The following is a 21,042-nucleotide window of genomic DNA, read 5'->3' as shown; positions in this document are numbered from 1 at the left end:
GGGCTCCTCGCCCGCCGCCGGTGCGCCCGCCGTGCGACGTTGTCAGTGGCGTGGTGCAGCATCGGAGATGTGAGAACCGCGCCCACGATCCTGCACCTCGACATGGACGCCTTCTTCGCCTCGGCGGAACAGGCGTCCAAGCCGAGCCTGCGCGGGAAGGCCGTCGTCGTGGGCGGTCTCGGACCGCGCGGTGTGGTCGCCACCGCCTCGTACGAGGCGCGGGTCTTCGGGGTCCACTCGGCGATGCCGATGGCCCAGGCACGGCGGCTGGCGCCGAACGCCGCGTACCTGGTGCCGCGCTTCACCTTCTACCGGGCGATCAGCGAGCAGGTGATGGGGCTGCTGCGGGCGCTGTCGCCGCTGGTGGAGCCGCTGAGCCTGGACGAGGCGTTCGTGGACCTGGAGGCCGGGGGAGCGGCCGGGGACGCCGAGTCGGCCCGGGCGGTGGGCAGGAAGCTGCGCGCCGACATACGCGCGGTCACGGGTCTGACGGGATCCGTGGGCCTCGCCGCCTCCAAGATGCTCGCCAAGATCGCCTCGGAGCAGGCCAAGCCGGACGGCCTGGTGCTCATCGAGCCGGGCACCGAGCGCGCCCTGCTCGAACCGATGCCGGTGCGGACCCTGCCGGGTGTGGGACCGGCGACGGGCGACCACCTGCGGCGGGCGGGCATCCACACGGTCGGCGAGATTGCCGAGGCGGGCGAGGACGAGCTGGTCCGGCTGCTGGGGAAGGCGCACGGGCACGCGCTGCACGCCATGGCGCTGGCGCGCGACGAGCGGCCCGTGGTCGCCGAGCGGGAGGCGAAGTCGGTCTCGGTCGAGGACACCTACGACGTCGACATCCACGACCGGCTCCGGGTGGGCCTGCAGGTGCAGCGGCTCGCGGACCGGTGCGTGCGGCGGCTGCGCGGGGCCGGACTGTCGGGGCGGACGATCGTGCTGAAGGTCCGGCGGTACGACTTCTCCACGCTGACCCGGTCGGAGACCCTGCGGGGGCCCACGGACGACCCGGCCGTCGTGCGGGAGGCGGCCGCCCGGCTGCTGGACTCCGTGGACACCACGGGCGGTGTGCGGTTGCTCGGCGTGGGGGTCACGGGGCTCGCCGACTACACGCAGGAGGACCTGTTCGCCCAGGCGGCCGGGGTGCGGGAGGCCGGACCGGCGGAGGAGCCGGCGGAACAGGGGCCGTCCGAGGAGCAGCCGGAGCCCGGCGAGCGGCGCTGGCCGGCGGGGCACGACGTGCGCCACGCGGTGCACGGACACGGGTGGGTGCAGGGCAGCGGCCTGGGCCGGGTCACCGTCCGGTTCGAGACGCCCGGCTCCGGACCGGGGCGGGTGCGGACGTTCCGCGTCGACGATGCCGATCTGGAGCCCGCTGATCCGCTTCCGTTGGTGGAACTGGGGCCGGGTGAGGAGGGCGGGCGGGTCTCCACGGCGGCTGAGGGAGCCGGTGCTCAGGTCTCCTCGGAGCCCGCCAGCTTGCCGAACTCGTGGTCGGGGACCGGGGGAGCGGAGGCGACGTCGAGACCGTAGTGGTGGTACAGCTGCAGTTCCTGCTCCGGGGAGAGATGGCGGCCCACGCCGAAGTCGGGAGCCTCCTTGATCAGTGCGCGGGCGAAGGGCACGCGCAGGGTGCCCTCGACCAGCTCGCTGGGCGCCAGGGGCACGAAGGCGTCCCGGGAGAACAGGCCCGTGCGTATCGCCGCCCACTCCGGCACCCCGGTCGCGTCGTCGAGGTACACCTCGTCCACGGTGCCGATCTTGTTGCCGTCGCGGTCGAACGCCTTGCGCCCGATCAGATTGCGCGGGTCGATTTCGGTTCGCACAGGGCCCTCCACTGCGTCGCGATGGTTCGCACCTCATCCGTAAGCACTACGAAAGAGCACAAACGGCACTGCGGCCACTCGAAGGCCTGGCCGGCGTGCCCGCTGGTAGGCTGGCAGCGGCTGCTGACCCCGTGCGGGAGAGTCCTCCGATGACGTCGGAGGCGCCGAAGGAGCAAATCCTCCCCGGAATCTCTCAGGCCCACGTACCGCAGGGGCGAGGTCACTCTGGAAAGCAGGGCGGGTGTCGACGGCGTCCGCTCTCACCGACGGGGAAAGCCGGAGCCTTCGGGCGACCCGGTGAAGCTCTCAGGTCGAGATGACAGAGGGGGAGGCCGTCCGGGCACCCGTGCCGTGGTGCCCTCGAAGGTCGCGTCAGACCAGGAGGCCTCCGCAATGACCGCCCATCGCACTCCGCTTTCCGAACTCGAACGGGGAACGCCCTTCGAGCAGCGCCACATCGGCCCCGACCAGGAGGCCCGGGCCAAGATGCTCGCGCAGGTCGGCTACGGCTCGCTGGACGAGCTCACCGCCGCGGCGGTCCCGGACGTGATCAAGAACGCCGATGGGCTCGCCCTGCCGGGCGCGCGCACGGAGGCCGAGGTACTGGCCGAGCTGCGCTCCCTCGCCGACCGCAACCAGGTCCTCGGCTCCATGATCGGCCTCGGGTACTACGGGACGTTCACCCCGCCCGTGATCCTGCGCAACGTCATGGAGAACCCCGCCTGGTACACCGCCTACACCCCGTACCAGCCCGAGATCTCCCAGGGCCGCCTCGAGGCGCTGCTGAACTTCCAGACGATGGTGGCCGAGCTCACCGGCCTGCCGACCTCGGGCGCCTCGCTGCTCGACGAGGGCACCGCGGCCGCCGAGGCCGTGGCGCTGTCCCGGCGCATGGGCAAGAACAAGAAGGGCCTGTTCCTGGTCGACGCGGACGCGCTGCCGCAGACCGTCGCCGTCATCCGGACCCGGGCCGAGCCGACCGGCATGGACGTCGTCGTCGCGGACCTGAGTGAGGGCATCCCCGCGGAGATCGCCGGCCGCGACATCAACGGCGTGCTGCTGCAGTACCCCGGCGCCTCCGGTGCCGTGCGCGACCTGAAGCCGGTCATCGACCAGGCGCACGAGCTGGGTGCGGTCGTCACGGTCGCCGCCGACCTGCTCGCCCTCACCCTGCTGAAGTCCCCCGGCGAGCTCGGCGCCGACATCGCCGTCGGCACCACCCAGCGCTTCGGTGTCCCGATGGGCTTCGGCGGGCCGCACGCCGGCTACATGGCGGTGCGCGAGAAGTTCGCGCGCAGCCTGCCCGGCCGCCTCGTCGGCGTCTCCGTCGACGCCGACGGGCACAGGGCCTACCGCCTTGCGCTGCAGACCCGCGAGCAGCACATCCGCCGCGAGAAGGCGACCAGCAACATCTGCACCGCCCAGGTGCTGCTCGCCGTCATGGCCGGCATGTACGCGGTCTACCACGGCCCCGAGGGCCTGAGGACCATCGCCCGGCGCACCCACCGCTACGCCACGGTCCTCGCCGAGGGCCTGAGGGCCGGCGGCGCCGAGGTCGTGCACGGCGCGTACTTCGACACCGTGACCGTCAGGGCCGGGGGCCGTGCCGCCGAGATCGTCGCCGCGGCGCGCGACCACGGCGTCAACCTGCGCCTCGTCGACGCCGACCACGTGTCGGTCGCCTGCGACGAGACCACCACGCGGGCCCAGCTGGCGGTCGTGTGGAGCGCCTTCGGTGTCGAGGGCGACGTCGAGGCGCTGGACGGTGCGGCCGGTGACACCCTTCCGGACGACCTGCTGCGCACGGACGACTACCTGACCCACCCGGTCTTCCGCCGGCACCGCTCCGAGACGGCGATGCTGCGGTACCTGCGCCGGCTCGCCGACCGCGACTACGCGCTCGACCGCGGCATGATCCCGCTGGGCTCGTGCACCATGAAGCTCAACGCGACGACCGAGATGGAGCCGGTCACCTGGCCCGAGTTCGGGCAGCTGCACCCCTTCGCGCCGGCCGAGCAGGCCGAGGGCTACCTCACGCTCATCCGTGAGCTGGAGGAGCGTCTCGCCGAGGTCACCGGCTACGACAAGGTCTCCCTCCAGCCGAACGCGGGTTCGCAGGGCGAGCTGGCCGGTCTCCTCGCCGTTCGCGGCTACCACCGCGCCAACGGCGACGACCGGCGCACCGTGTGCCTCATCCCGTCCTCGGCGCACGGCACCAACGCCGCCAGCGCCGTGATGGCGGGCATGAAGATCGTCGTCGTCAGGACCGCCGAGGACGGCGAGATCGACGTCGAGGACCTCCGGGCGAAGATCGAGCAGTACCGCGACGAGCTCGCGGTACTGATGATCACCTACCCGTCCACGCACGGTGTGTTCGAGGAGCACGTCGCCGACATCTGCGCCGCCGTGCACGACGCCGGCGGCCAGGTGTACGTCGACGGCGCCAACCTCAACGCGCTGGTCGGGCTGGCCAAGCCGGGCCACTTCGGCGGCGACGTCTCGCACCTCAACCTGCACAAGACCTTCTGCATCCCGCACGGCGGCGGCGGTCCGGGTGTCGGCCCGGTCGGCGTGCGCGCGCACCTGGCGCCGTACCTGCCCAACCACCCGCTGCAGCCGGCCGCCGGCCCGGAGACGGGCGTCGGTCCGGTCTCGGCGGCGCCGTGGGGCTCGGCGGGCATCCTGCCGATCTCGTGGGCGTACGTCCGCCTCATGGGCGGCGAGGGCCTCAAGCGCGCCACGCAGGTGGCCGTGCTGTCCGCCAACTACGTCGCCAAGCGCCTTGAGCCGCACTTCCCGGTCCTGTACACCGGCCCCGGCGGCCTGGTCGCCCACGAGTGCATCATCGACCTGCGCCCGCTGACCAAGGCGACCGGCGTGAGCGTCGACGACGTGGCCAAGCGGCTGATCGACTACGGCTTCCACGCGCCGACGATGTCGTTCCCGGTGGCCGGCACACTGATGATCGAGCCGACCGAGTCGGAGGACCTGGCCGAGCTCGACCGGTTCTGCGACGCGATGATCGCGATCCACGCCGAGATCGAGAAGGTCGGTTCCGGCGAGTGGCCCGCCGACGACAACCCGCTGCGCAACGCCCCGCACACGGCGGCCGCCCTCGGCGGCGAGTGGCTGCACGCCTACAGCCGTGAGGAGGCTGTCTTCCCGGCCGGCGTCGCGGTCGCGGACAAGTACTGGCCGCCGGTGCGCCGCATCGACCAGGCCTTCGGCGACCGGAACCTGGTCTGCTCCTGCCCGCCGCTGGACGCGTACGAGGACTGAGCGCCGCACCTGGGCTCCGCCCGGCCCCTCTCCGGGGGCCGGGCGGAGCCTTTCGTGCGTCGGGGGTGCTTGTCGTCAGGGGACGGACGAGGGCACGCGCTTCGCCCGGGGTGCGGTGTGCGGGGGCTCGCCGGGCCGTGGCGCGCGGTGTCCGGTCGTGTCGCGTGCGGGCCCGTCGGGCCGTGCGCTCGCCGCGTGGTGCGGGGGGCGTCCTGCGGTGCGCTGCCGGGGCCGCCTCGGCCGGCTGCCGCGCCTCAGGCCGGATAGGCGTGTGTCTGGGTCGCCTTGACCGTCGCCCAGACGCGGGCGCCGGGGTGCAGGCCGAGCTCGGCGGCGGCCACGGTCGTGAGGTCGGCGGCCAGCCGGAGCTCGCCGGTGAGGTCGGCGCGGACCTGGTCGCCGTGGCTCTCCAGTCCGGCGACCTCGCAGGCCCACAGGTTGCGTGCGCTGGAACCGGTGGGCCGGTCCCGGTGCAGGGTGACCGCACTCGGTGGGAAGGCGACGAACACCGCGCCGGTGAGTTCCTCTGCGGTGGTGACGGCGGGGCCGGCGTCCAGCCGGACGGAGTGCCCCTCGGCCCGTCCCCGGTAGAGGTTCAGCCCGACGAGCCGGGCGATGTAGTCCGTCCGGGGACGGCGGGCGATGTCCGACGGGGCGCCCTCCTGGACGACGCGTCCGTCTTCGACGACGACCAGCCGGTCGGCCAGCACCATCGCGTCCAGCGGATCGTGCGTGATCAGGATCGCGACCGCCTCGAACTCCGCCAGGTGGCGGCGGAGCCGGGCCCGGACCTCCAGACGGGTGCGGGCGTCGAGTGCCGCGAGCGGCTCGTCCAGGAGCAGCAGCCGGGGGCCGGTGGCCAGGGCGCGCGCGAGGGCGACGCGCTGGGCCTGGCCGCCGGACAGCCGGCGTGGCCTGGCGCCCGCGTGCTCGGCCAGGCCCATGCGCTCCAGCCACGCGGCGGCCCGGGCGCGGGCCTCCCTCTTGCCGGCGCCGTGGCAGCGCGGACCGAAGGCCACGTTGTCCAGGGCGGACAGATGGGGGAAGAGCAGGTAGTCCTGGAAGACGACGCCGACCGGGCGCTCCTCGGGCGGGGTACGGTCCAGCGCGACGCCGTCGAGGCGCAGATGACCGCCGGTCAGCGGCAGCAGACCGGCGAGGGCGCGCAGGGCGGTGGTCTTGCCCGCGCCGTTCGGCCCGAGCAGCGCGACGACCTCGCCGGGTGCGGCGGTGAGGGCGACGTCGAGGTGGAAGGAGCCGCGGTCGACGACGAGCCGGGCGTCCAGGCCCTCGTCGCCGGCGCCTTCAGGCAGCACGCCGGTCGCCGTGCCGTCGATGTCGGTCATGAGGCGGGTGTCCAGAGGTCGTGGGCGAGGGCCGTCTCGGAGCGCGGGGTGCGGTCGTCGGGGGTCATGGCGCCGTCATCCAACGGTCCCGCAACCCCGCCAGCACCGCGATCGACACGGCCAGCAGCACCAGGCTCAGCGCGATCGCCGCGGCCGGGTCGTTCTGCAGGGCGAGGTAGACGGCGAGCGGCATGGTCTGCGTACGGCCGGGGAAGTTGCCGGCGAAGGTGATCGTCGCGCCGAACTCGCCGAGCGCCCGCGCCCAGGCGAGCACGGCGCCCGCCGCGACGCCGGGCGCGACGAGCGGCAGGGTGACGCGGCGGAACGCGGTGAACCGGGACGCGCCGAGGGTCATGGCGGCCTCCTCGAAGCGGGGATCGGCGGCGCGCAGGGTGCCCTCGACGCTGATGACCAGGAACGGCATGGCCACGAAGGCCTCCGCCACCACGACCCCGGCCGTGGTGAACGGCAGCGTGATCCCGAACCACTTGTCCAGCCACTGCCCGGCGACGCCGTTGCGGCCGAGCGCCAGCAGCAGCGCCACGCCGCCCACCACGGGCGGCAGCACCAGCGGCAGGGTCACCAGCGCCCGTACCAGACGGCGTCCGGGGAAGTCCGTGCGCGCCAGCAGCCAGGCCAGCGGCACCCCCAGGACCAGGCTGATCGCGGTGGCCGCGGTGGCGGTGACGAGGGAGAGCCGCAGCGCCTGCCACACTCCCGGGCTGGTCAGCTGTGCCGGAAGGTCGCCCCAGGGAGCGCGCAGGAGCAGGGCGAGCAGCGGCAGCAGCAGGAAGGCGAGACCCACCAGGGCGGGGACCAGCAGGGGCAGCGGTGCGCCGCGGGGCGTCGGGCGGCGCCCGCCCCGCGGCCCGACCCGTGGGCGGGCCGCGGTCCCCGACCCGTCCCTCCCGGTCACGGCGCGAGGAACCCTGCCTCGGACAGGACCTTCCGGCCCCGCGGGGACCTCACCAGCTCGATGAACGCCGTGGCCGCCGCGGTGTTGCGCGCGTTCCCGAGCAGGGCGATCGGATAGTCGTTGACGGCCGTGGACGACTCGGGGAACTCCACGCCCTCCACCTTGTCACCGGCTGCCTTCACATCGGTCCGGTAGACGACGGCCGCGTCGGCCTCCTTCAGCTCCACCTTGGTCAGAGCGCTCTTGACGTCCTGCTCGTAGGAGACCGGTGTCAGGCTCAGCCCGGCGGTGTCGAGGGCCTTGCGGGCGGCGGCACCGCACGGGACCGTCCTGTCGCACAGCACCACCTTCAGGCCGGGCCGGGTGAGGTCCTTCAGGGAGGAGACCTTGTCCGGGTTGCCCGGCAGGGTGGCGATCTCCAGCTGGTTGCGGACGAAGGGGACCGGGGTGCCGGCCGCGTCCTTCCGGTCCGTCACGACCGCCATCGTCCTGGTGCTGGCGGCGGCGAACACGTCGGCGGGCGCGCCGGCGGTGATGCTCGCGGCGAGCGTGTCACTGCCGCCGAAGCTGAAGGTGACCTCGGTGCCCGGATACTGTCGTTCGAACTCCCGTCCGAGGGTGGTGAAGCTCTCCTTCAGCGAGGCGGCGGCGAAGACCGTGACCGTGCCGGACGGCCTCCGGCCGGACGAGGTCGAGGACCCGGACGCTTCCGGCGCCTGCGCGCCGGGGGAGGAACAGGCGCTCAGGGCGAGCAGCACGGCCGCTCCGGCAGCGGCCACCAGCGGACTCCGGCGTGCGGGGCGGGTCATGTAGGTGCTCCCTCGTGTCGGTGGCCGTGCGGCGATGATACTGCCGCGGATGCGAGGGGGAAGCCCGCAGTTACGTCGCAGGAGCAAGGCAACCGGGCTACCGGTCCCGGCAGGTGCGATCACGTCGCAGGGAGCCCCGCGGGCGGGCTCCGCGGGCCGGTGGCGGGCACGGGCGGCTATGTGCGGTCGATGTGCACATTCGTCGACTTCACGCGGGCGGTGGCCTCCATGCCGACCTCCAGGCCCAGTTCCTCCACGGCCTCCCGGGTCAGCAGCGAGACCAGGCGGTGCGGACCGGCCTGGATCTCGACCTGGGCCGCCACGTCGCCGACCTTGACGGCGGTGACGATGCCGGGGAAGGCATTGCGGACCGACGTCTGCGAAGGGGCTTCCTCGTCGCCTCCGGTCCGGGCCAGTTCGACGGAGAACGCGGCGAGGTCGCGTCCGTCGATGAGCCGTCGCCCGGTGTCGTCGCGGTGGGTGGCGACCCGCCCCGCGTCGGCCCACCGTCGTGCGGTGTCCGGGCTGACGCCGAGCAGCCGGGCCGCCTGGCCGATCGTGTAGGACTGCATGCCGGTCACGATAGGGCCCCGGGGGCCACGGGCGCCGATCCGGAGGGGCGGCGGCCTCCCGCGCGCGTCGGGCGGCCCGGGCCGCCCGACGCGGGATGGGTGGCACGGGCCCGGGAACCGGATCAGCCGACGTGCACGTGCGGGCGCCTGGCGCGGTCCGGCTCGGCCTCGCGCAGCACCTCACGGGTGACCGGGGCGATCTCGCCCTGGCCGAACAGGAAGAAGCGCAGGAAGTTGGCGAAGGGGTTGCCCTCCGTCCACTCGAAGTAGATGTGCGGGGTGCGGCCGGTCGTGTGCTGTACGTGCAGGAGAAGGGCGGCCAGGGCGTTGGGGACGGAGGCGGAGTCCATGGTCAGGACGCGGTAGCGGCCGTGCAGGACCTCGCCGCGCACCGTCAGGCTGGCCTCGAACTCGGACGGGTCGGTGACGTTCACCTCGGCGAAGACGAAGTCCTCCGGGCCCGCCATGTCGTGGTCCTTGCGGATCTGCTCGATCTTGTCGCGGTACTCGTTCATGTCCCGCTCTTGAGGTTCGTTGGCGATGAAGCGCAGTGTCCGGCTGGCCATGTCCCGGACGAACCGGTCCGCCAGCGGGTCCAGCGTCACGCTCGTGACGCGGAGCTCGAAGGCGCGGGCCAGCCGGGACAGCAGTGAGACCAGCATGATGCCCGTGATGAAGCACGCACCGATCTTCACGCCGTCCGGACGCTCGATGATGTTGGCCACGGTCGTGTAGAGGAACACCGTCGAGATCACGGAGAAGGCGACCGTCCACCTGCGGTGGCCGGCCCTGCGGGCGGCGATGGTCACCGCGATCGCCGCGGAACTGATCAGCACGAGCACGCCGGTGGCGTACGCGCCGCCCTGGGCGTCGACGCTGGCGTCGAAGATCCAGGTGACCAGGAAGGCGATGATCGTGAAGACGAGCACCATCGGGCGGACCGCGCGCGCCCAGTCCGGGGCCATGCCGTAGCGGGGGAGGTAGCGCGGCATCAGGTTCAGCAGTCCGGCCATCGCGGAGGCGCCCGCGAACCACAGGATCGCGATGGTCGAGACGTCGTAGACCGTGCCGAAGGCGCTGCCCAGGTACTCGTGCGCGAGGTAGGCGAGCGCCCGCCCGCTGGCCTGACCCCCGGGCTTGAACTCCTGTGCGGGGATCAGCAGCGTGGTGATGAGGCTGGTCGTGATCAGGAAGCAGCTCATGATCAGGGCGGCGGTGGTCAGCAGCTTCTTGGTGTCACGGATCCGGCCGGTGGGCCGTTCCTCGGTGTCGTCCGGGTCGCCCCGGACGTGCGGCATGACGGCGACGCCGGTCTCGAACCCGGAGAGGCCGAGCGCGAGCTTCGGGAAGACCAGCAACGCCACGCCGACCATCATCAGGACGTCGGCGTGCTGGGCGGTCAGGGCGGCGGTCCAGTCCGTCACCAGCCACCCCTGGGTGAACACGTGCCACAGCCCGGTGGCCACCACCACGGCGTTCAGCCCCAGGTAGACCGCGACCAGCGTGACGGCCACCCCGATCGCCTCCAGGAACCCCTTGAGGAAGACGGCGCCCAGCAGCGCCACCAGCAGCAGCGTGATCAGCACCTGGTGGCCCTGCAGCGCGCTCGTCAGGTGCGGGTTCTGGATCAGGTGGGTGGAGGCGTCCGCGGCCGACAGGGTGATGGTGATGAGGAAGTCGGTGGCGGCGAAGCCCAGCAGGGTCAGGACGAACAGCTTGCCCTTCCAGAAGGACAGCAGCCGCTCCAGTATGGCGATCGAGCCCTCGCCGTGCGGGCTCTCCTCGGCCACCCGGCGGTACACCGGCAGGGCGCCCGCGAGCGTGACCAGGACCAGCACCAGGGTCGCGACCGGTGACAGCAGACCCGCCGCCAGGGCCGCGATGCCCGGCTGGTAGCCCAGCGTGGAGAAGTAGTCGACACCGGTCAGGCACATCACCCGCCACCACGGCTGTCCCCGGTCGGGCTGCGGCTGGGCATGCGGGGCCTGCTGCGCGCCCTTGCCCATGTCGGACAGACCCTCCAGCAGCCAGGCGCGCAAGCGGCTGGTGAGGTGTGCGGTGGCGGCCATCGGACTGCTTCCGGTGGAGTGCTCCGCGTGTGGTGGGGACACTCACGCGGACGGTCACACCAGCGTAGGCGGAGCGTGACGTCCGGGCTCGCGGAGGCGAGCCCGACGGCGTGGCTTTCCGGTCCTGTCTGCCGGCAGGACTCAGGCGCCCTAGGCGGCGGTGATCACCCGATGGGCGTCCAGCGGGCGGTGCGGCGCGATGACGCGGCCGTCCGGCAGGAGCTCACCGGTGTCCTCGAAGAGCAGTACCCCGTTGCACAGCAGGCTCCACCCCTGCTCCGGGTGATGGGCCACGAGACGGGCGGACTCCCGGTCGGCGGAGGCGGCGGAGGGGCACGGCGGCTGGTGCTGGCACATGGGTCGGATCTCTCGCTGTGTGGTCTGGTGTGAGGTGGGCGTTTTGTCTGTACTGCAGCTGGACGTATTCTCCATGACCGCTCCCCGTGGTGTTGAGTCGGCGTGGGCCAGTCTTCCCTCACGGGCGTGCGCTCCGCAGGGATTTCGCGGCACCACTCCTCACAGGTTGGAGACGTGTCGCCCGCGCGGATGGTTCAGCCCAACTCCCCTGTCACTTCGGGTGGTTCGCGATGGTCGGAAAGGGCTAGTCCACGCCGGTCCCGGCTCTCCTCGGCCCCTTGGGGCGCCGCGGTGCCCGGCCGTGCGTGACGGTGGTGAGCGGTTGCGCCGAACGGCTCACGCGGGTGCGCGTGCCGCGCCCCGCTCCCGGGCGATCCGGGAACGGGGTGCGCGGGGGACGACGTGCTCGCTCTCAGGCGGCGGGCGACCCCATGAGCCGCACGCGCGTCACACGGCGGGTGAGGACCGGGAGGAGTTCCTCGACCCGGTGCGGCCGGTGGGAGGCGATGCCGGGCGGGGCCGGCGCCAGTGGGACGAGTGCGTCGGCCGGGGCAGGGTCGCCGGTGGCGCCGTCCGCCGCCACGTCGCCGTGCAGCCACAGGGTGAGCATGTAGAGGCCAGGCACCGACAGCAGGCGGGCCTGGTAGGACCGGGCGGTGGTCTCGGCCTGGCGCAGGGCGCGCTCGGTGGAGGTGACGTAGGGGCCTTCGAAGAAGTGCGAGAACGCCCAGCCGTCCGGGGTCAGCATGGTCTCGGCTGCGGCCACGGCGTGGTCGCCGCAGCGGATCAGGAAGCGCCACCCGGCCAGCCGGGTGGCCCAGGCGCCGGTGGCGGTCATGTGGTCCAGGACGTGGACCGGCAGCGGGAACTCGGCGGTGACGGGACCCTGGGCCGAACGCAGGGCGGGAGTGCGGGCCTCCCGGACCGCGGTGGGGGAACCGAGGGCCGTGAGGACGGAACGCAGCGCGGGTGCGGGCGCCGGGGGGAGGTGAAGCGGCATGGTGGGTCGCCTCTCATTCGACAGGCACGGTGGCGCGAGGGCGGGGCGTGGGCGGACGGCACTGTCAGTTCTGTGGGGAGGGCAGGGCAGGGCGGGGCCGGGGGCCGGTGTACGAGGGGTGCAGGAGTACGGCCTGTGCCACACATGACCCGGACGGCAGGACCCCAGGCCGTGGGCGCCAACCTTCTGCCTCCGGACGAGCTTATACGACGGATGTTCACGCAATGTTTCCGCTAGCGGCGCCCGGTCCGAACAGCAAGAGGCTATTCGGTCGAAAATATGAGGGGAAAATCCTGGTTTCCCGTGAGCGGTGCCGCCACGACCTCGGGTGGTCCCGGTCCGGCAGTCGGCCCGTTCTCGTCGGCGTTTTTCACCAGTTCCCCGGGGCACTCGCAACCGCGTTGTGCTCCATGCCGCGTGAATGTGCCTCCGGTCTCCCGGGACCAGGGTAGCGGGCGCGGGGCGGGCGCGGGACGTTATCGATCGCGTTCGCGGGGCATCATGACACCTGACCGGGACCCCGGCGGCCGCAAGCTCGGCCCGCCCATCCGAGGAAGGACACAGCGATGGGGGAAAAGGTCGTGGCGGGCCAGTTCGACCTGTCCGATCGCCACCGCTACCGTGACAAGCTCCGACGGTGCCTTACGGGGCTGGAGCGGCTTCTGGAGGAGAAGCGGTTCGACCGCCCCCAGAACCTCATGGGGCTGGAGATCGAATTGAATCTCGTCGGCTCCGACGGCATGCCCAGAATGCTGAACGCGCAAGTGCTGGAACGCATCGCCAGCCGTGACTTCCAAACGGAACTCGCGATGTTCAACCTGGAAGTCAACATCCCCCCGCACCGCCTGGGGGCGCGGGTATTCGACCGGCTCGCCGAGGAGCTGACGACTTCCCTGGCATATGCGCACCGGAAAGCGGGCGAGGTCGACTCCGGAATAGCGATGATCGGCATTCTGCCGACCCTGGACCGGGACGACCTGGTGTCGTCCAATCTCTCCGACGTCGACCGCTACACCCTGCTCAACGATCAGATCGTCGCGGCCCGGGGCGAGGAGTTCACGCTCGACATCGACGGCGTGGAGCACCTCAGGTGCACCTCCAAGTCGATCGCGCCGGAGGCCGCCTGCACCTCCGTGCAACTGCACCTGCAGGTGACCCCGAACCGCTTCGCCGACGTGTGGAACGCGGCGCAGGTCGCCTCCGCGGCACAGATCGCGGTGGGCGCCAACTCGCCGTTCCTGTTCGGTCGTGAGCTCTGGCGCGAGTCCAGGCCGCCGCTGTTCCAGCAGGCCACCGACACCCGCCCGCCCGAACTGCAGGCCCAGGGCGTGCGGCCGCGCACCTGGTTCGGCGAGCGCTGGATCTCCTCGGCGTACGACCTCTTCGAGGAGAACCTGCGCTACTTCCCGGCGCTGCTGCCGATCTGCGACGACGAGGACCCCCTCGCGGTCCTGGACCAGGGCGGCATCCCGAAACTCGCCGAACTCGTGCTCCACAACGGCACCGTCTACCGCTGGAACCGCCCGGTCTACGACGTGGCCGACGGTGTCCCGCACCTGCGCGTGGAGAACCGGGTGCTGCCCGCCGGGCCCACCGTCATCGACGTGATCGCCAACGCGGCCTTCTACTACGGTCTCGTCCGCGCCCTCGCCGAGGAGTCGCGGCCCGTGTGGACCCGGCTGCCCTTCGAGGAGGCGGCGGCCAACTTCGAGGCCGCGTGCAAGGACGGCATCGAAGCCCGCTTCACCTGGCCCCGGCGCGGCCGGTACGCCGGCACGGTCGAGGTCGACGCCGTGAGCCTGGTCCGCGACGAGCTGCTGCCGCTGGCCGAGTCGGGTCTGCGGGCGTGGGGCATCGAACCCGCCGACCGGGACATGTACCTCGGCGTGATCGAGGAGCGGTGCCGCCGCCGGGCCAACGGCGCGACCTGGCAGGTCGCCACCTTCCACGAGGCCCTCGACAAGGGGCTCGACCGGGAGGCCGCCCTGGTCGCCACCACCCGGCGCTACTGCGAGCTGATGCACCTCGGCGAGCCGGTGCACGCCTGGCCGGTGGGCCTGCCGCAGCCGGTTCCGCTGGGCTGAGGCCGCCGCCGGGGACTCTGTCGGGAGTGGAGGCGCCGCCGCTGGGCCGGAACGCCGGCCGGGTGGTGGCGCCGCCGCCTCGTGCGGGCGCCGTCCGCGCCGGAGGGTTCCCGCCGGGGCGGGGGCGGGCGCTTCCCGCCCTGAACGGGCCGCCGGGCCGGGCCGGCCGGTGGGCCGACGGGGCCCGGCCCGCGAGGGTGGGGGTCGCCGCTGCCCTTCGCCGGCGGATCGGGCAAGCTGTGACGTCCGACGACGGGTGACGCACCACCCCGCCGGGCTCGCCTCCGTACGCGGTGGCCCGAGCGGGCGGGGGAGGCACGCCCGTACGGTGCCGGTCCCCGACGGCCTGCCGCGCGGGACGCTCGCACTGCCGAGGGCCCGGCCGGGGGCCGGACGGGGCGGGACGACCCGACTGGAGGCAGGCGTGCAGGCGGAGACAGGGCCGGTGGCCGGATACGGCCCTCAGGAGCGGCCGTCGCGACGGGTCCTCCGCGACGAGACACTGCTCGTCCTGGCCCTCTCGCTCGGTGCGAGCGGCGTGTCCGCCCTGATCAGCTTCGTCGGCTCCGTCACCAGGCCGGGCGGCCTCAAGGACCAGGCGGCCACCCTCAACGCCTCCGCCGCACCGGGCCGCCCGTGGCTGGACCTCGCCTGGCAGCTGTTCGGGATCGCCTCCGCGCTGGTACCTGTGGCCCTGGTCGCGCACTTCCTGCTGCGCGAGGGGCAGAGTCTGCGCACCCTCGGCTTCGACCGGACCCGGCCCTGGCCGGACCTGGGCCGCGGGGCCGCGGTCGCGGCGGTGATCGGCAGTACCGGCATCGCCTTCTACCTGGCCGCCCGCGCCCTCGGCTTCAACCTCACGGTGGTGCCCGAGGCGCTGCCGGACGTGTGGTGGAAGTTCCCGGTGCTCGTGCTGTCGGCGCTGCAGAACGCGGTCCTCGAGGAGGTGATCGTGGTGGGCTATCTGCTGCGCCGGCTCGGCGGGCTGGGCTGGACACCCCGCAACGCGCTGGTGGCCAGCTCCGTGCTGCGGGGCTCCTACCACCTCTACCAGGGCGTCGGGGGTTTCGTGGGCAACATGGTGATGGGCGTGGTCTTCGTCCTGCTGTACCGGCGGTGGGGCCGGGTGGGCCCGCTGGTGGTCGCCCACTCCCTGCTCGACATCGGGGCCTTCGTGGGCTACGCCGTGCTGGCCGGGAAGGTGGGCTGGCTGCCGACGGCGTGAAGGCACATGGGGCGCGGGCCCATCGGCCCGCGCCCCCACGTCGTGGCCGGACGTGTCCGCGCGCTACGCGAGCAGTTCGCCGTCGATGACGGTGACCGCGCGGCCGGTGAGCAGGGTGCGGTGGCCGCGCAGACCGGTGCGGACGAGACCGGAGCGCGGGGAGGCCTGGAGGCCGGTGAGGTCGGGGCGGCCCAGCCGCTCGGCCCAGTAGGGGGCCAGGGCGGTGTGCGCGCTGCCGGTGACCGGGTCCTCGTCGATGCCGACGTTCGGGAAGAAGCACCGGGAGACGAAGTCGTACCCGGCGGCCGGGTCCTCGGCGCGGGCGGTGGCGATGATGCCGCGCGTGGAGAAGGCACCGAGCGCCTTGTGGTCCGGGTCGAGCCCGCGGACCGTGCGTTCGTCGGCGAGCTCCAGCACCAGGTCGCCCACGTTCGGGCCGGTGTCGAAGGCGCCGCCCGGCTCCGCACCGAGGGCCTTGGCGACCCCGTCGGGCACCTCCACCGGGGTCAGCGGGGCGGTCGGGAAGTCCAGGGTGATCGAGCCGTCCTCGCCGGGGGTCGCGACGAGCACGCCGCTGCGGGTGGCGAAGCTGACCGGGCCCTCGTGGGCGCCGGTGGTGCCGAGCACGTGGGCGGTGGCCAGGGTCGCGTGACCGCACATGGCGACCTCGGTGGCGGGGGTGAACCAGCGCAGCGCCCAGTCGGCGTCGCCGCCGTCGGGCAGCCGGTGCGCGAAGGCCGTCTCGGCGTGGTTGACCTCCAGGGCCACTTGCTGGAGCCAGTCGTCCCCGGGAAAGGCGTCGAGGAGCAGCACCCCTGCCGGGTTGCCGCCGAAGGGACGATCGGTGAAGGCGTCGACGATTCGGATCCGCATGGCCCGACGCTAAGGGCTCGGCGACGCCGTCGGCCACGGCCAATTCACGGTCCTTGGCCTGGGCGCCGGGAGGAAGCCGAGCCGGGTCCGGACCGGCCGGCCGTGGAGGCACGCCTCCGGTGCCGGCGCGGCACATCAGGGAGGGACGGCCGCCCCGCGCCGGGTGGCGCCACTCCCTGCCCGGTGCCGTCAGGGGATTGTCGTGAGGCCGTCACCGATATATCGTCGAGGCATCGCGACCGATCAACGAAGGAATGGAGTGAGGGGTATGCGTACCCACGGATTCGAGCGTGGACATCGCCAGGACGGTCCCTTCGGACGGGGCCTCGGCGGCTTCGAGGGCCGGCGGGCCGCGTTCGGCCCCTTCGGTCCCGGTGGCCCAGGATTCGGCCCCGGCGGCCCCGGGTTCGGCCCGGGCCCCTGGGGCGGACGAGGGCGCGGCGGGGCGCGCGGGAGGGCGCGGCGGGGCGATGTACGGGCGTCGATCCTGGCCCTGCTCAAGGACCGCCCCATGCACGGCTACGAGATGATCCAGGAGATCGCCGAGCGCAGCGGCGGTGCGTGGAAGCCGAGCCCCGGTTCGGTGTATCCGACCCTCCAACTGCTCGAGGACGAGGATCTGATCGTCAGTGAGTCGCAGGGCGGCAAGAAGCTCTTCTCGCTCACCGAGCCGGGCCGCGCGGCGGCCGACGAGGGGCCGGACGCCCCCTGGGAGGAGGCCTCGCGCGGGGTCGACTGGGAGGCCCTCGGCGAGATCCGCCAGGCCGGCGTCGGCCTGATGGAGGCCTTCGGGCAGGTGTGGAAGACGGGCAGCAAGGAGCAGCGCGAGAAGGCGCTGGGCGTCGTCAACGAGGCCCGCAGGAAGCTGTATCTCATCCTCGCCGACGAGGACTGACGACACCCCCGCGCGAGGGGCGGGGGCACACGCGGGGACAGGCCCCCCACGGGCTGCTTCGCGGGGCGCCCCACACGCACCGGCGGTGTCCCGACCCCGGGCGGCGCGCCTCCCGGCGGGCCCGGTCCACCGGGGGCGGTGCCCGGATTCCGGCTGATCTCCTCCGCAAGGAGGAGATGACGCCCGGGGGAGTCCACTCCCCGTGGGACGGGGAAATGCTTCCCCACGGCGATGACCGGGGCCGCCGCGGCTGATGGGGTGGGCGGGGTGCATTCCCCGATTCCCCGGCAACCGGCCCACGAGCAGGACACCCGCCGCCCGGACGACGCCACCGGGCTCAGCGCGCAGCTCGCGGCGGCGGTCGCCGGTGCCCGCAGGAGGGCGGTCCGGGACGGGGACCGGCAGATCGACACGGCCCACCTGCTCCACACGCTCCTGGAGGCCGATCCCGAGGTGCGCGCCCTCTTCGACGGCGGCGCGCGGATCGCGCGGCTGCTCGGCTACCTCGTGCAGCGCAGCATCGGCTACGGCCTGCGCTGGCAGAGCGGCGTCGAGGACTCGGGGGCCGCGCCCGCCGCGGCGGAGGCCGACGGCTGGTCGCCCGTGGCCGCGGCCGCCCTGGAACGGGCCCGCGAGCGTGCCGCCCGGCGCGCTGACGACGTGGCGCACGGCGTCGACCTCCTGGCGGCCCTCGTCGCGGATCCGCAGGCGCGCGCAGTCGAGGTGCTGGCCCGCGCCGGGATCGACGCGGGCGACCTGGCGGCGCGGGTCGAGCAACACGGTGCGCCCACTTCGGCGGAGCGCTGAGAGCGCGCCGGGCGCCGGCCGGAGCCGGGGCGGTGCGGCGCCCGCTGACCGGCGTGTGCGGCGGCGCCTGCACCGGCCGACGTGCCCGGCGGGGGCCCGCACGCCGGAGGCACTCACCGGGGCATCCTGCCGATCGACGCCCCGGACCTGGGGCCCACCGATCTACGTCCCCGGTGGGGTGCCTGCCCATGGACGGTCTCGGCGGGGTGCCTGCCCATGGACGGTCTCGGCGGGGTGCCTGCCGATCGACCTTCTCGGCATGGAGCCCCACCGGTCGACGCCCGCGGTCTGGGGCCCACCGATCTACGTCCTCGGCGGGACGCCTGCTGATCGACGCCCTTGGCGTGGGGCTCCCCGATCGGCGTCCTCGGCGGCACGCCTGCCGGCCGGCGCCCTCGGCGGGAGGGCCGCTTCGACCTCCTTCGCCGGACGCCTGCCGGCCGGCGCCCTCGGCGGGGTGCCGGTTGCTCGGGGTGGGCGGGAGGCCCGCTGGTCGACGGCCGGGCCGTCGCGGACGGCGGCCTTGCCGTGTGCGGCCGCCGTCCAGCCGGTGAGACAGGTGCCATCGGGCGTGACGGTCATGTCATCGCCTGTCATCATGTGCCGGTGCGTACGTCAGGAAGCAGTCAGAGCCGCCACGGCAACGGCGTGGGGCTCGGTCTCGCGCTCGTCTCCGCGGTCGCCTTCGGCGGATCCGGTGTGGCCGCCAAACCGTTGATCGAGGCGGGCCTCGATCCGCTCCACGTCGTGTGGCTCCGGGTCACCGGCGCCGCGCTGGTCATGCTGCCCCTGGCCGCGCGCCACCGGGCGCTGCTGCGCCTTCGCCCCGCCCTGCTGGCCGGGTTCGGACTGCTCGCCGTCGCCGGCGTCCAGGCCTGCTACTTCGCCGCGATATCGCGGATTCCCGTCGGAGTCGCGCTGCTGATCGAGTACCTGGCTCCAGCACTGGTGCTCGGCTGGGTGCGGTTCGTCCAGCGGCGGCCGGTGACGAGGGCCGCCGCGCTCGGGGTGGCCCTCGCGGCAGGCGGACTCGCCTGTGTCGTCGAGGTCTGGTCGGGCCTGGGCTTCGACGCCCTCGGGCTGCTGCTCGCCCTCTGCGCCGCCTGCTGCCAGGTCGGCTACTTCATCCTCTCCGACCAGGGTGGCGACGCAGGTGACGCGGCCCCGGACCCGCTCGGCGTCATCGCCTACGGGCTGCTCGGCGGCTCCGCCGTGCTGACCGTCGTCGCCCGTCCCTGGGGCATGGACTGGACGGTACTGACGGGCACCGCCCGCATGAACGGCACACCGGTCCCGGCCGTCGCGCTGCTGGCCTGGATCGTGCTGGTCGCCACGGTCCTGGCGTACGTCACCGGAGTGCTCTCGGTGCGCCGGCTCTCGCCGCAGGTGGCGGGTGTCGTGGCCTGCCTGGAGGCGGTGATCGCGACCGTGCTGGCGTGGGTGCTGCTCGGCGAGCACCTCTCGGCGCCGCAGGTCGCCGGCGGAGCGGTGGTCCTGGTGGGCGCGTTCATCGCCCAGTCGGCGGCGCCCGCGCGGGTCTCCGCCGAACCGGTGGCGAGCGGCGGCCCCGAACGGGAGTTGTCGGCCCGCGGAACGGCGGCCTAGTGTGTGGATCATGCATCTGGACGCACTCGTTCTTCCGCCTCCGGCCGCCTGAGGCGGGCCCTCCCGTGACCGAGCCCGGTACCGAACCGGGCCGGACGGTGGTGCCCGCAGACGAAGTCCGCCGACCTCCGTCGATCGGGATCCTCCCGAGCACACCGGGGTCGTCAACCGAACTTCAGCCTTCGCGGAGAACACGTCGTGTCCCTCACTTCCTCAGGCCTGCCCGTCCGGCGTGGCCTGCTCTACCTGATCGTCGCCGGTGCCGCCTGGGGCACCGCGGGTGCGGCCGCCTCACTGGTCTACCGGACCAGTGACATGGGGCCGGTCGCCCTGTCCTTCTGGCGCTGCGCGGCCGGCTCCGTGCTGCTGCTCGCCGTCCGCGTCCTGCGGCGGCGGGGACGCGACGCGTCGCCCACGCCGTTCGGCCGCAGGGCCCTGCGGGCCGGGGCCACGGGCCTCGGCCTCGCCGTCTTCCAGACGGCCTACTTCGCCGCCGTCTCGGTCACCGGGCTCGCCGTGGCGACCGTCGTCACCCTTGGCGCCGGCCCCGTGTTCATCGCGCTCGGCGCCCGCCTGGCACTCGGCGAGCGGCTCGGCCGGGCCGGGGCGGCCGCCGTCGCCGGGGCGCTCGGCGGGCTCGGCGTGCTGGTACTCGGCAGCGGCGGCGCGACCGTCCGCCCGTGGGGTGTGCTGCTCGCGCTGGCCTCGGCGGCCGGCTACTCGCTGATGACGCTGCTCACCCGGTGGTGGGGCCGCGACGGCGGTTCGGGGAACTCCGACACGACCGTGGGCGCGTTCCTGGTCACCAGCGTGTGCCTGCTGCCGTTCGCGCTGATGGAGGGGCTGGTGCCGCACACGGCCGAGCCGGGTCGGCTGGCCTGGCTGATCCTCTACATCGCGACGGTCCCCACGGCCCTCGCCTATGCCCTCTACTTCGCGGGGGCAGCGGTCGTACGGTCGGCCACGGTCTCGGTGGTCATGCTGCTGGAGCCGGTCAGCGCGGCCGTGCTCGCCGTCGCCCTGCTCGGCGAGAGACTGACGGCGGCGACGCTCGCCGGCACCGCGCTGATGCTCGGTTCGGTCGCGGGACTCGCCGTGGCGGAGACCCGCGGGGCGCGGGACGGGGCGGTGGAGAAGGAGCCGGCACTCGTGTGACGCCGGCCCGGGTCGGACCGTCACGGGGCGCCCGTGCGACCGGGGCGCTGCCGTGCGGGGCGAGCGGTTCCGCCCCGGCGACCTCACCCACCGGTCCCGCACGCGCGGGCGCCGTCTCATACCTACGGTCTCGGACGCGAGGCGGTCGCCGTGGGCGTGCGCCCGGCCGGCCGCGGCGCCGCGCCGGCGGGCCGTGCACACCGGGCGGCGGCCCGGGGGGGGCG

17 protein-coding genes and 2 riboswitches are annotated in these 21,042 nt (G+C 73.5%); of the genes, 8 read left to right on the top strand and 9 right to left on the bottom strand.

The window, feature by feature from the left end; translation table 11 throughout:
* The first annotated feature begins 69 nt into the window (after positions 1–69).
* Entirely contained in the window at positions 70–1,533 is a 1,464-nt protein-coding gene (locus ACWDNY_RS25925; protein ID WP_451648200.1) for a DNA polymerase IV, read from the top strand.
* Here ACWDNY_RS25925 and ACWDNY_RS25920 read toward each other — a convergent pair.
* A complete protein-coding gene (locus ACWDNY_RS25920) occupies positions 1,455–1,826 on the bottom strand; it encodes a PRC-barrel domain-containing protein (RefSeq protein WP_451648199.1) in 372 nt (123 codons plus the stop codon). The genes ACWDNY_RS25925 and ACWDNY_RS25920 overlap by 79 nt on opposite strands.
* 124 nt (positions 1,827–1,950) lie before the next feature.
* A riboswitch (glycine riboswitch) is annotated at positions 1,951–2,045 on the top strand.
* Positions 2,046–2,159: riboswitch (glycine riboswitch) on the top strand. It abuts the riboswitch before it with no gap.
* Between the two features lie 60 nt (positions 2,160–2,219).
* Between ACWDNY_RS25920 and gcvP the strand changes: the two genes are divergently transcribed.
* Positions 2,220–5,105 (top strand): aminomethyl-transferring glycine dehydrogenase, encoded by a 2,886-nt coding sequence (gene gcvP / locus ACWDNY_RS25915; RefSeq protein WP_451648198.1) that lies wholly within the window; start codon positions 2,220–2,222, stop codon positions 5,103–5,105.
* Positions 5,106–5,359: 254 nt separating this feature from the next.
* On the opposite strand, the gene ACWDNY_RS25910 is transcribed toward gcvP, so the two are convergent.
* The 7 genes from ACWDNY_RS25910 to ACWDNY_RS25880 all read right to left on the bottom strand — a co-directional run bounded on the left by ACWDNY_RS25910 (position 5,360) and on the right by ACWDNY_RS25880 (position 12,174).
* Positions 5,360–6,451 (bottom strand): ABC transporter ATP-binding protein, encoded by a 1,092-nt coding sequence (locus ACWDNY_RS25910; RefSeq protein ID WP_451648197.1) that lies wholly within the window; start codon positions 6,449–6,451, stop codon positions 5,360–5,362.
* Positions 6,452–6,515: 64 nt separating this feature from the next.
* Positions 6,516–7,367: an ABC transporter permease gene (locus ACWDNY_RS25905; protein ID WP_451648196.1), complete on the bottom strand. Its 852-nt coding sequence runs from the start codon at positions 7,365–7,367 to the stop codon at positions 6,516–6,518.
* The gene (modA, locus tag ACWDNY_RS25900) at positions 7,364–8,176 is read right to left on the bottom strand and encodes a molybdate ABC transporter substrate-binding protein (protein ID WP_451648195.1); all 813 of its coding nucleotides are present in this window, start codon (positions 8,174–8,176) and stop codon (positions 7,364–7,366) included. The genes ACWDNY_RS25905 and modA overlap by 4 nt, the downstream gene beginning before the upstream one ends.
* Before the next feature lie 176 nt (positions 8,177–8,352).
* On the bottom strand, positions 8,353–8,748 hold the full coding sequence (locus ACWDNY_RS25895; protein WP_451648194.1) for a TOBE domain-containing protein: 396 nt from the start codon (positions 8,746–8,748) through the stop codon (positions 8,353–8,355).
* 122 nt (positions 8,749–8,870) lie between these two features.
* Positions 8,871–10,817, bottom strand: coding sequence for an amino acid transporter (locus tag ACWDNY_RS25890; RefSeq protein WP_451648193.1), 1,947 nt, complete (start codon positions 10,815–10,817; stop codon positions 8,871–8,873).
* Between the two features lie 150 nt (positions 10,818–10,967).
* A complete protein-coding gene (locus ACWDNY_RS25885; RefSeq protein ID WP_451648192.1) occupies positions 10,968–11,174 on the bottom strand; it encodes a DUF5999 family protein in 207 nt (68 codons plus the stop codon).
* A gap of 412 nt (positions 11,175–11,586) precedes the next feature.
* Positions 11,587–12,174: a hypothetical protein gene (locus ACWDNY_RS25880; RefSeq protein WP_451648191.1), complete on the bottom strand. Its 588-nt coding sequence runs from the start codon at positions 12,172–12,174 to the stop codon at positions 11,587–11,589.
* A gap of 566 nt (positions 12,175–12,740) precedes the next feature.
* Between ACWDNY_RS25880 and ACWDNY_RS25875 the strand changes: the two genes are divergently transcribed.
* Both ACWDNY_RS25875 and ACWDNY_RS25870 read left to right on the top strand, forming a co-directional pair.
* Positions 12,741–14,258: a glutamate--cysteine ligase gene (locus ACWDNY_RS25875; protein ID WP_451648190.1), complete on the top strand. Its 1,518-nt coding sequence runs from the start codon at positions 12,741–12,743 to the stop codon at positions 14,256–14,258.
* A gap of 424 nt (positions 14,259–14,682) precedes the next feature.
* Entirely contained in the window at positions 14,683–15,483 is an 801-nt protein-coding gene (locus ACWDNY_RS25870; RefSeq protein ID WP_451648189.1) for a CPBP family intramembrane glutamic endopeptidase, read from the top strand.
* Between the two features lie 63 nt (positions 15,484–15,546).
* Here ACWDNY_RS25870 and ACWDNY_RS25865 read toward each other — a convergent pair whose 3' ends face one another.
* Positions 15,547–16,356, bottom strand: a complete 810-nt coding sequence (locus ACWDNY_RS25865) for a PhzF family phenazine biosynthesis protein (protein ID WP_451648188.1) — start codon at positions 16,354–16,356, stop codon at positions 15,547–15,549.
* A 268-nt stretch (positions 16,357–16,624) separates the two neighbouring features.
* Here ACWDNY_RS25865 and ACWDNY_RS25860 point away from each other — a divergent pair, with 268 nt between their 5' ends.
* The 4 genes from ACWDNY_RS25860 to ACWDNY_RS25845 all read left to right on the top strand — a co-directional run bounded on the left by ACWDNY_RS25860 (position 16,625) and on the right by ACWDNY_RS25845 (position 20,818).
* A complete protein-coding gene (locus ACWDNY_RS25860; RefSeq protein ID WP_451648187.1) occupies positions 16,625–17,251 on the top strand; it encodes a PadR family transcriptional regulator in 627 nt (208 codons plus the stop codon).
* Positions 17,252–17,518: 267 nt separating this feature from the next.
* Positions 17,519–18,058: a Clp protease N-terminal domain-containing protein gene (locus ACWDNY_RS25855; protein ID WP_451648186.1), complete on the top strand. Its 540-nt coding sequence runs from the start codon at positions 17,519–17,521 to the stop codon at positions 18,056–18,058.
* Between the two features lie 600 nt (positions 18,059–18,658).
* Positions 18,659–19,663, top strand: coding sequence for an EamA family transporter (locus ACWDNY_RS25850; RefSeq protein ID WP_451648185.1), 1,005 nt, complete (start codon positions 18,659–18,661; stop codon positions 19,661–19,663).
* 198 nt (positions 19,664–19,861) lie between these two features.
* The gene (locus tag ACWDNY_RS25845) at positions 19,862–20,818 is read left to right on the top strand and encodes a DMT family transporter (RefSeq protein ID WP_451648184.1); all 957 of its coding nucleotides are present in this window, start codon (positions 19,862–19,864) and stop codon (positions 20,816–20,818) included.
* The last annotated feature ends 224 nt before the right edge of the window (positions 20,819–21,042 follow it).

This window comes from Streptomyces sp. NPDC003697 (assembly GCF_053587115.1).
Note: the sequence above shows the minus strand (reverse complement) of the source record. Positions and strands in the feature narration are given on the sequence as shown.

Excerpts from the sequence above, each read along its gene's own strand:
- ACWDNY_RS25885 (WP_451648192.1), bottom strand. The coding sequence starts at position 11,174 with ATGTGCCAGCACCAGCCGCCGTGCCCCTCCGCCGCCTCCGCCGACCGG.
- ACWDNY_RS25865 (WP_451648188.1), bottom strand. The coding sequence starts at position 16,356 with ATGCGGATCCGAATCGTCGACGCCTTCACCGATCGTCCCTTCGGCGGC.
- ACWDNY_RS25910 (WP_451648197.1), bottom strand. The coding sequence starts at position 6,451 with ATGACCGACATCGACGGCACGGCGACCGGCGTGCTGCCTGAAGGCGCC.
- ACWDNY_RS25875 (WP_451648190.1), top strand. The coding sequence starts at position 12,741 with ATGGGGGAAAAGGTCGTGGCGGGCCAGTTCGACCTGTCCGATCGCCAC.
- ACWDNY_RS25880 (WP_451648191.1), bottom strand. The coding sequence starts at position 12,174 with ATGCCGCTTCACCTCCCCCCGGCGCCCGCACCCGCGCTGCGTTCCGTC.
- ACWDNY_RS25890 (WP_451648193.1), bottom strand. The coding sequence starts at position 10,817 with ATGGCCGCCACCGCACACCTCACCAGCCGCTTGCGCGCCTGGCTGCTG.
- gcvP (WP_451648198.1), top strand. The coding sequence starts at position 2,220 with ATGACCGCCCATCGCACTCCGCTTTCCGAACTCGAACGGGGAACGCCC.
- ACWDNY_RS25860 (WP_451648187.1), top strand. The coding sequence starts at position 16,625 with ATGCGTACCCACGGATTCGAGCGTGGACATCGCCAGGACGGTCCCTTC.
- modA (WP_451648195.1), bottom strand. The coding sequence starts at position 8,176 with ATGACCCGCCCCGCACGCCGGAGTCCGCTGGTGGCCGCTGCCGGAGCG.
- ACWDNY_RS25895 (WP_451648194.1), bottom strand. The coding sequence starts at position 8,748 with ATGCAGTCCTACACGATCGGCCAGGCGGCCCGGCTGCTCGGCGTCAGC.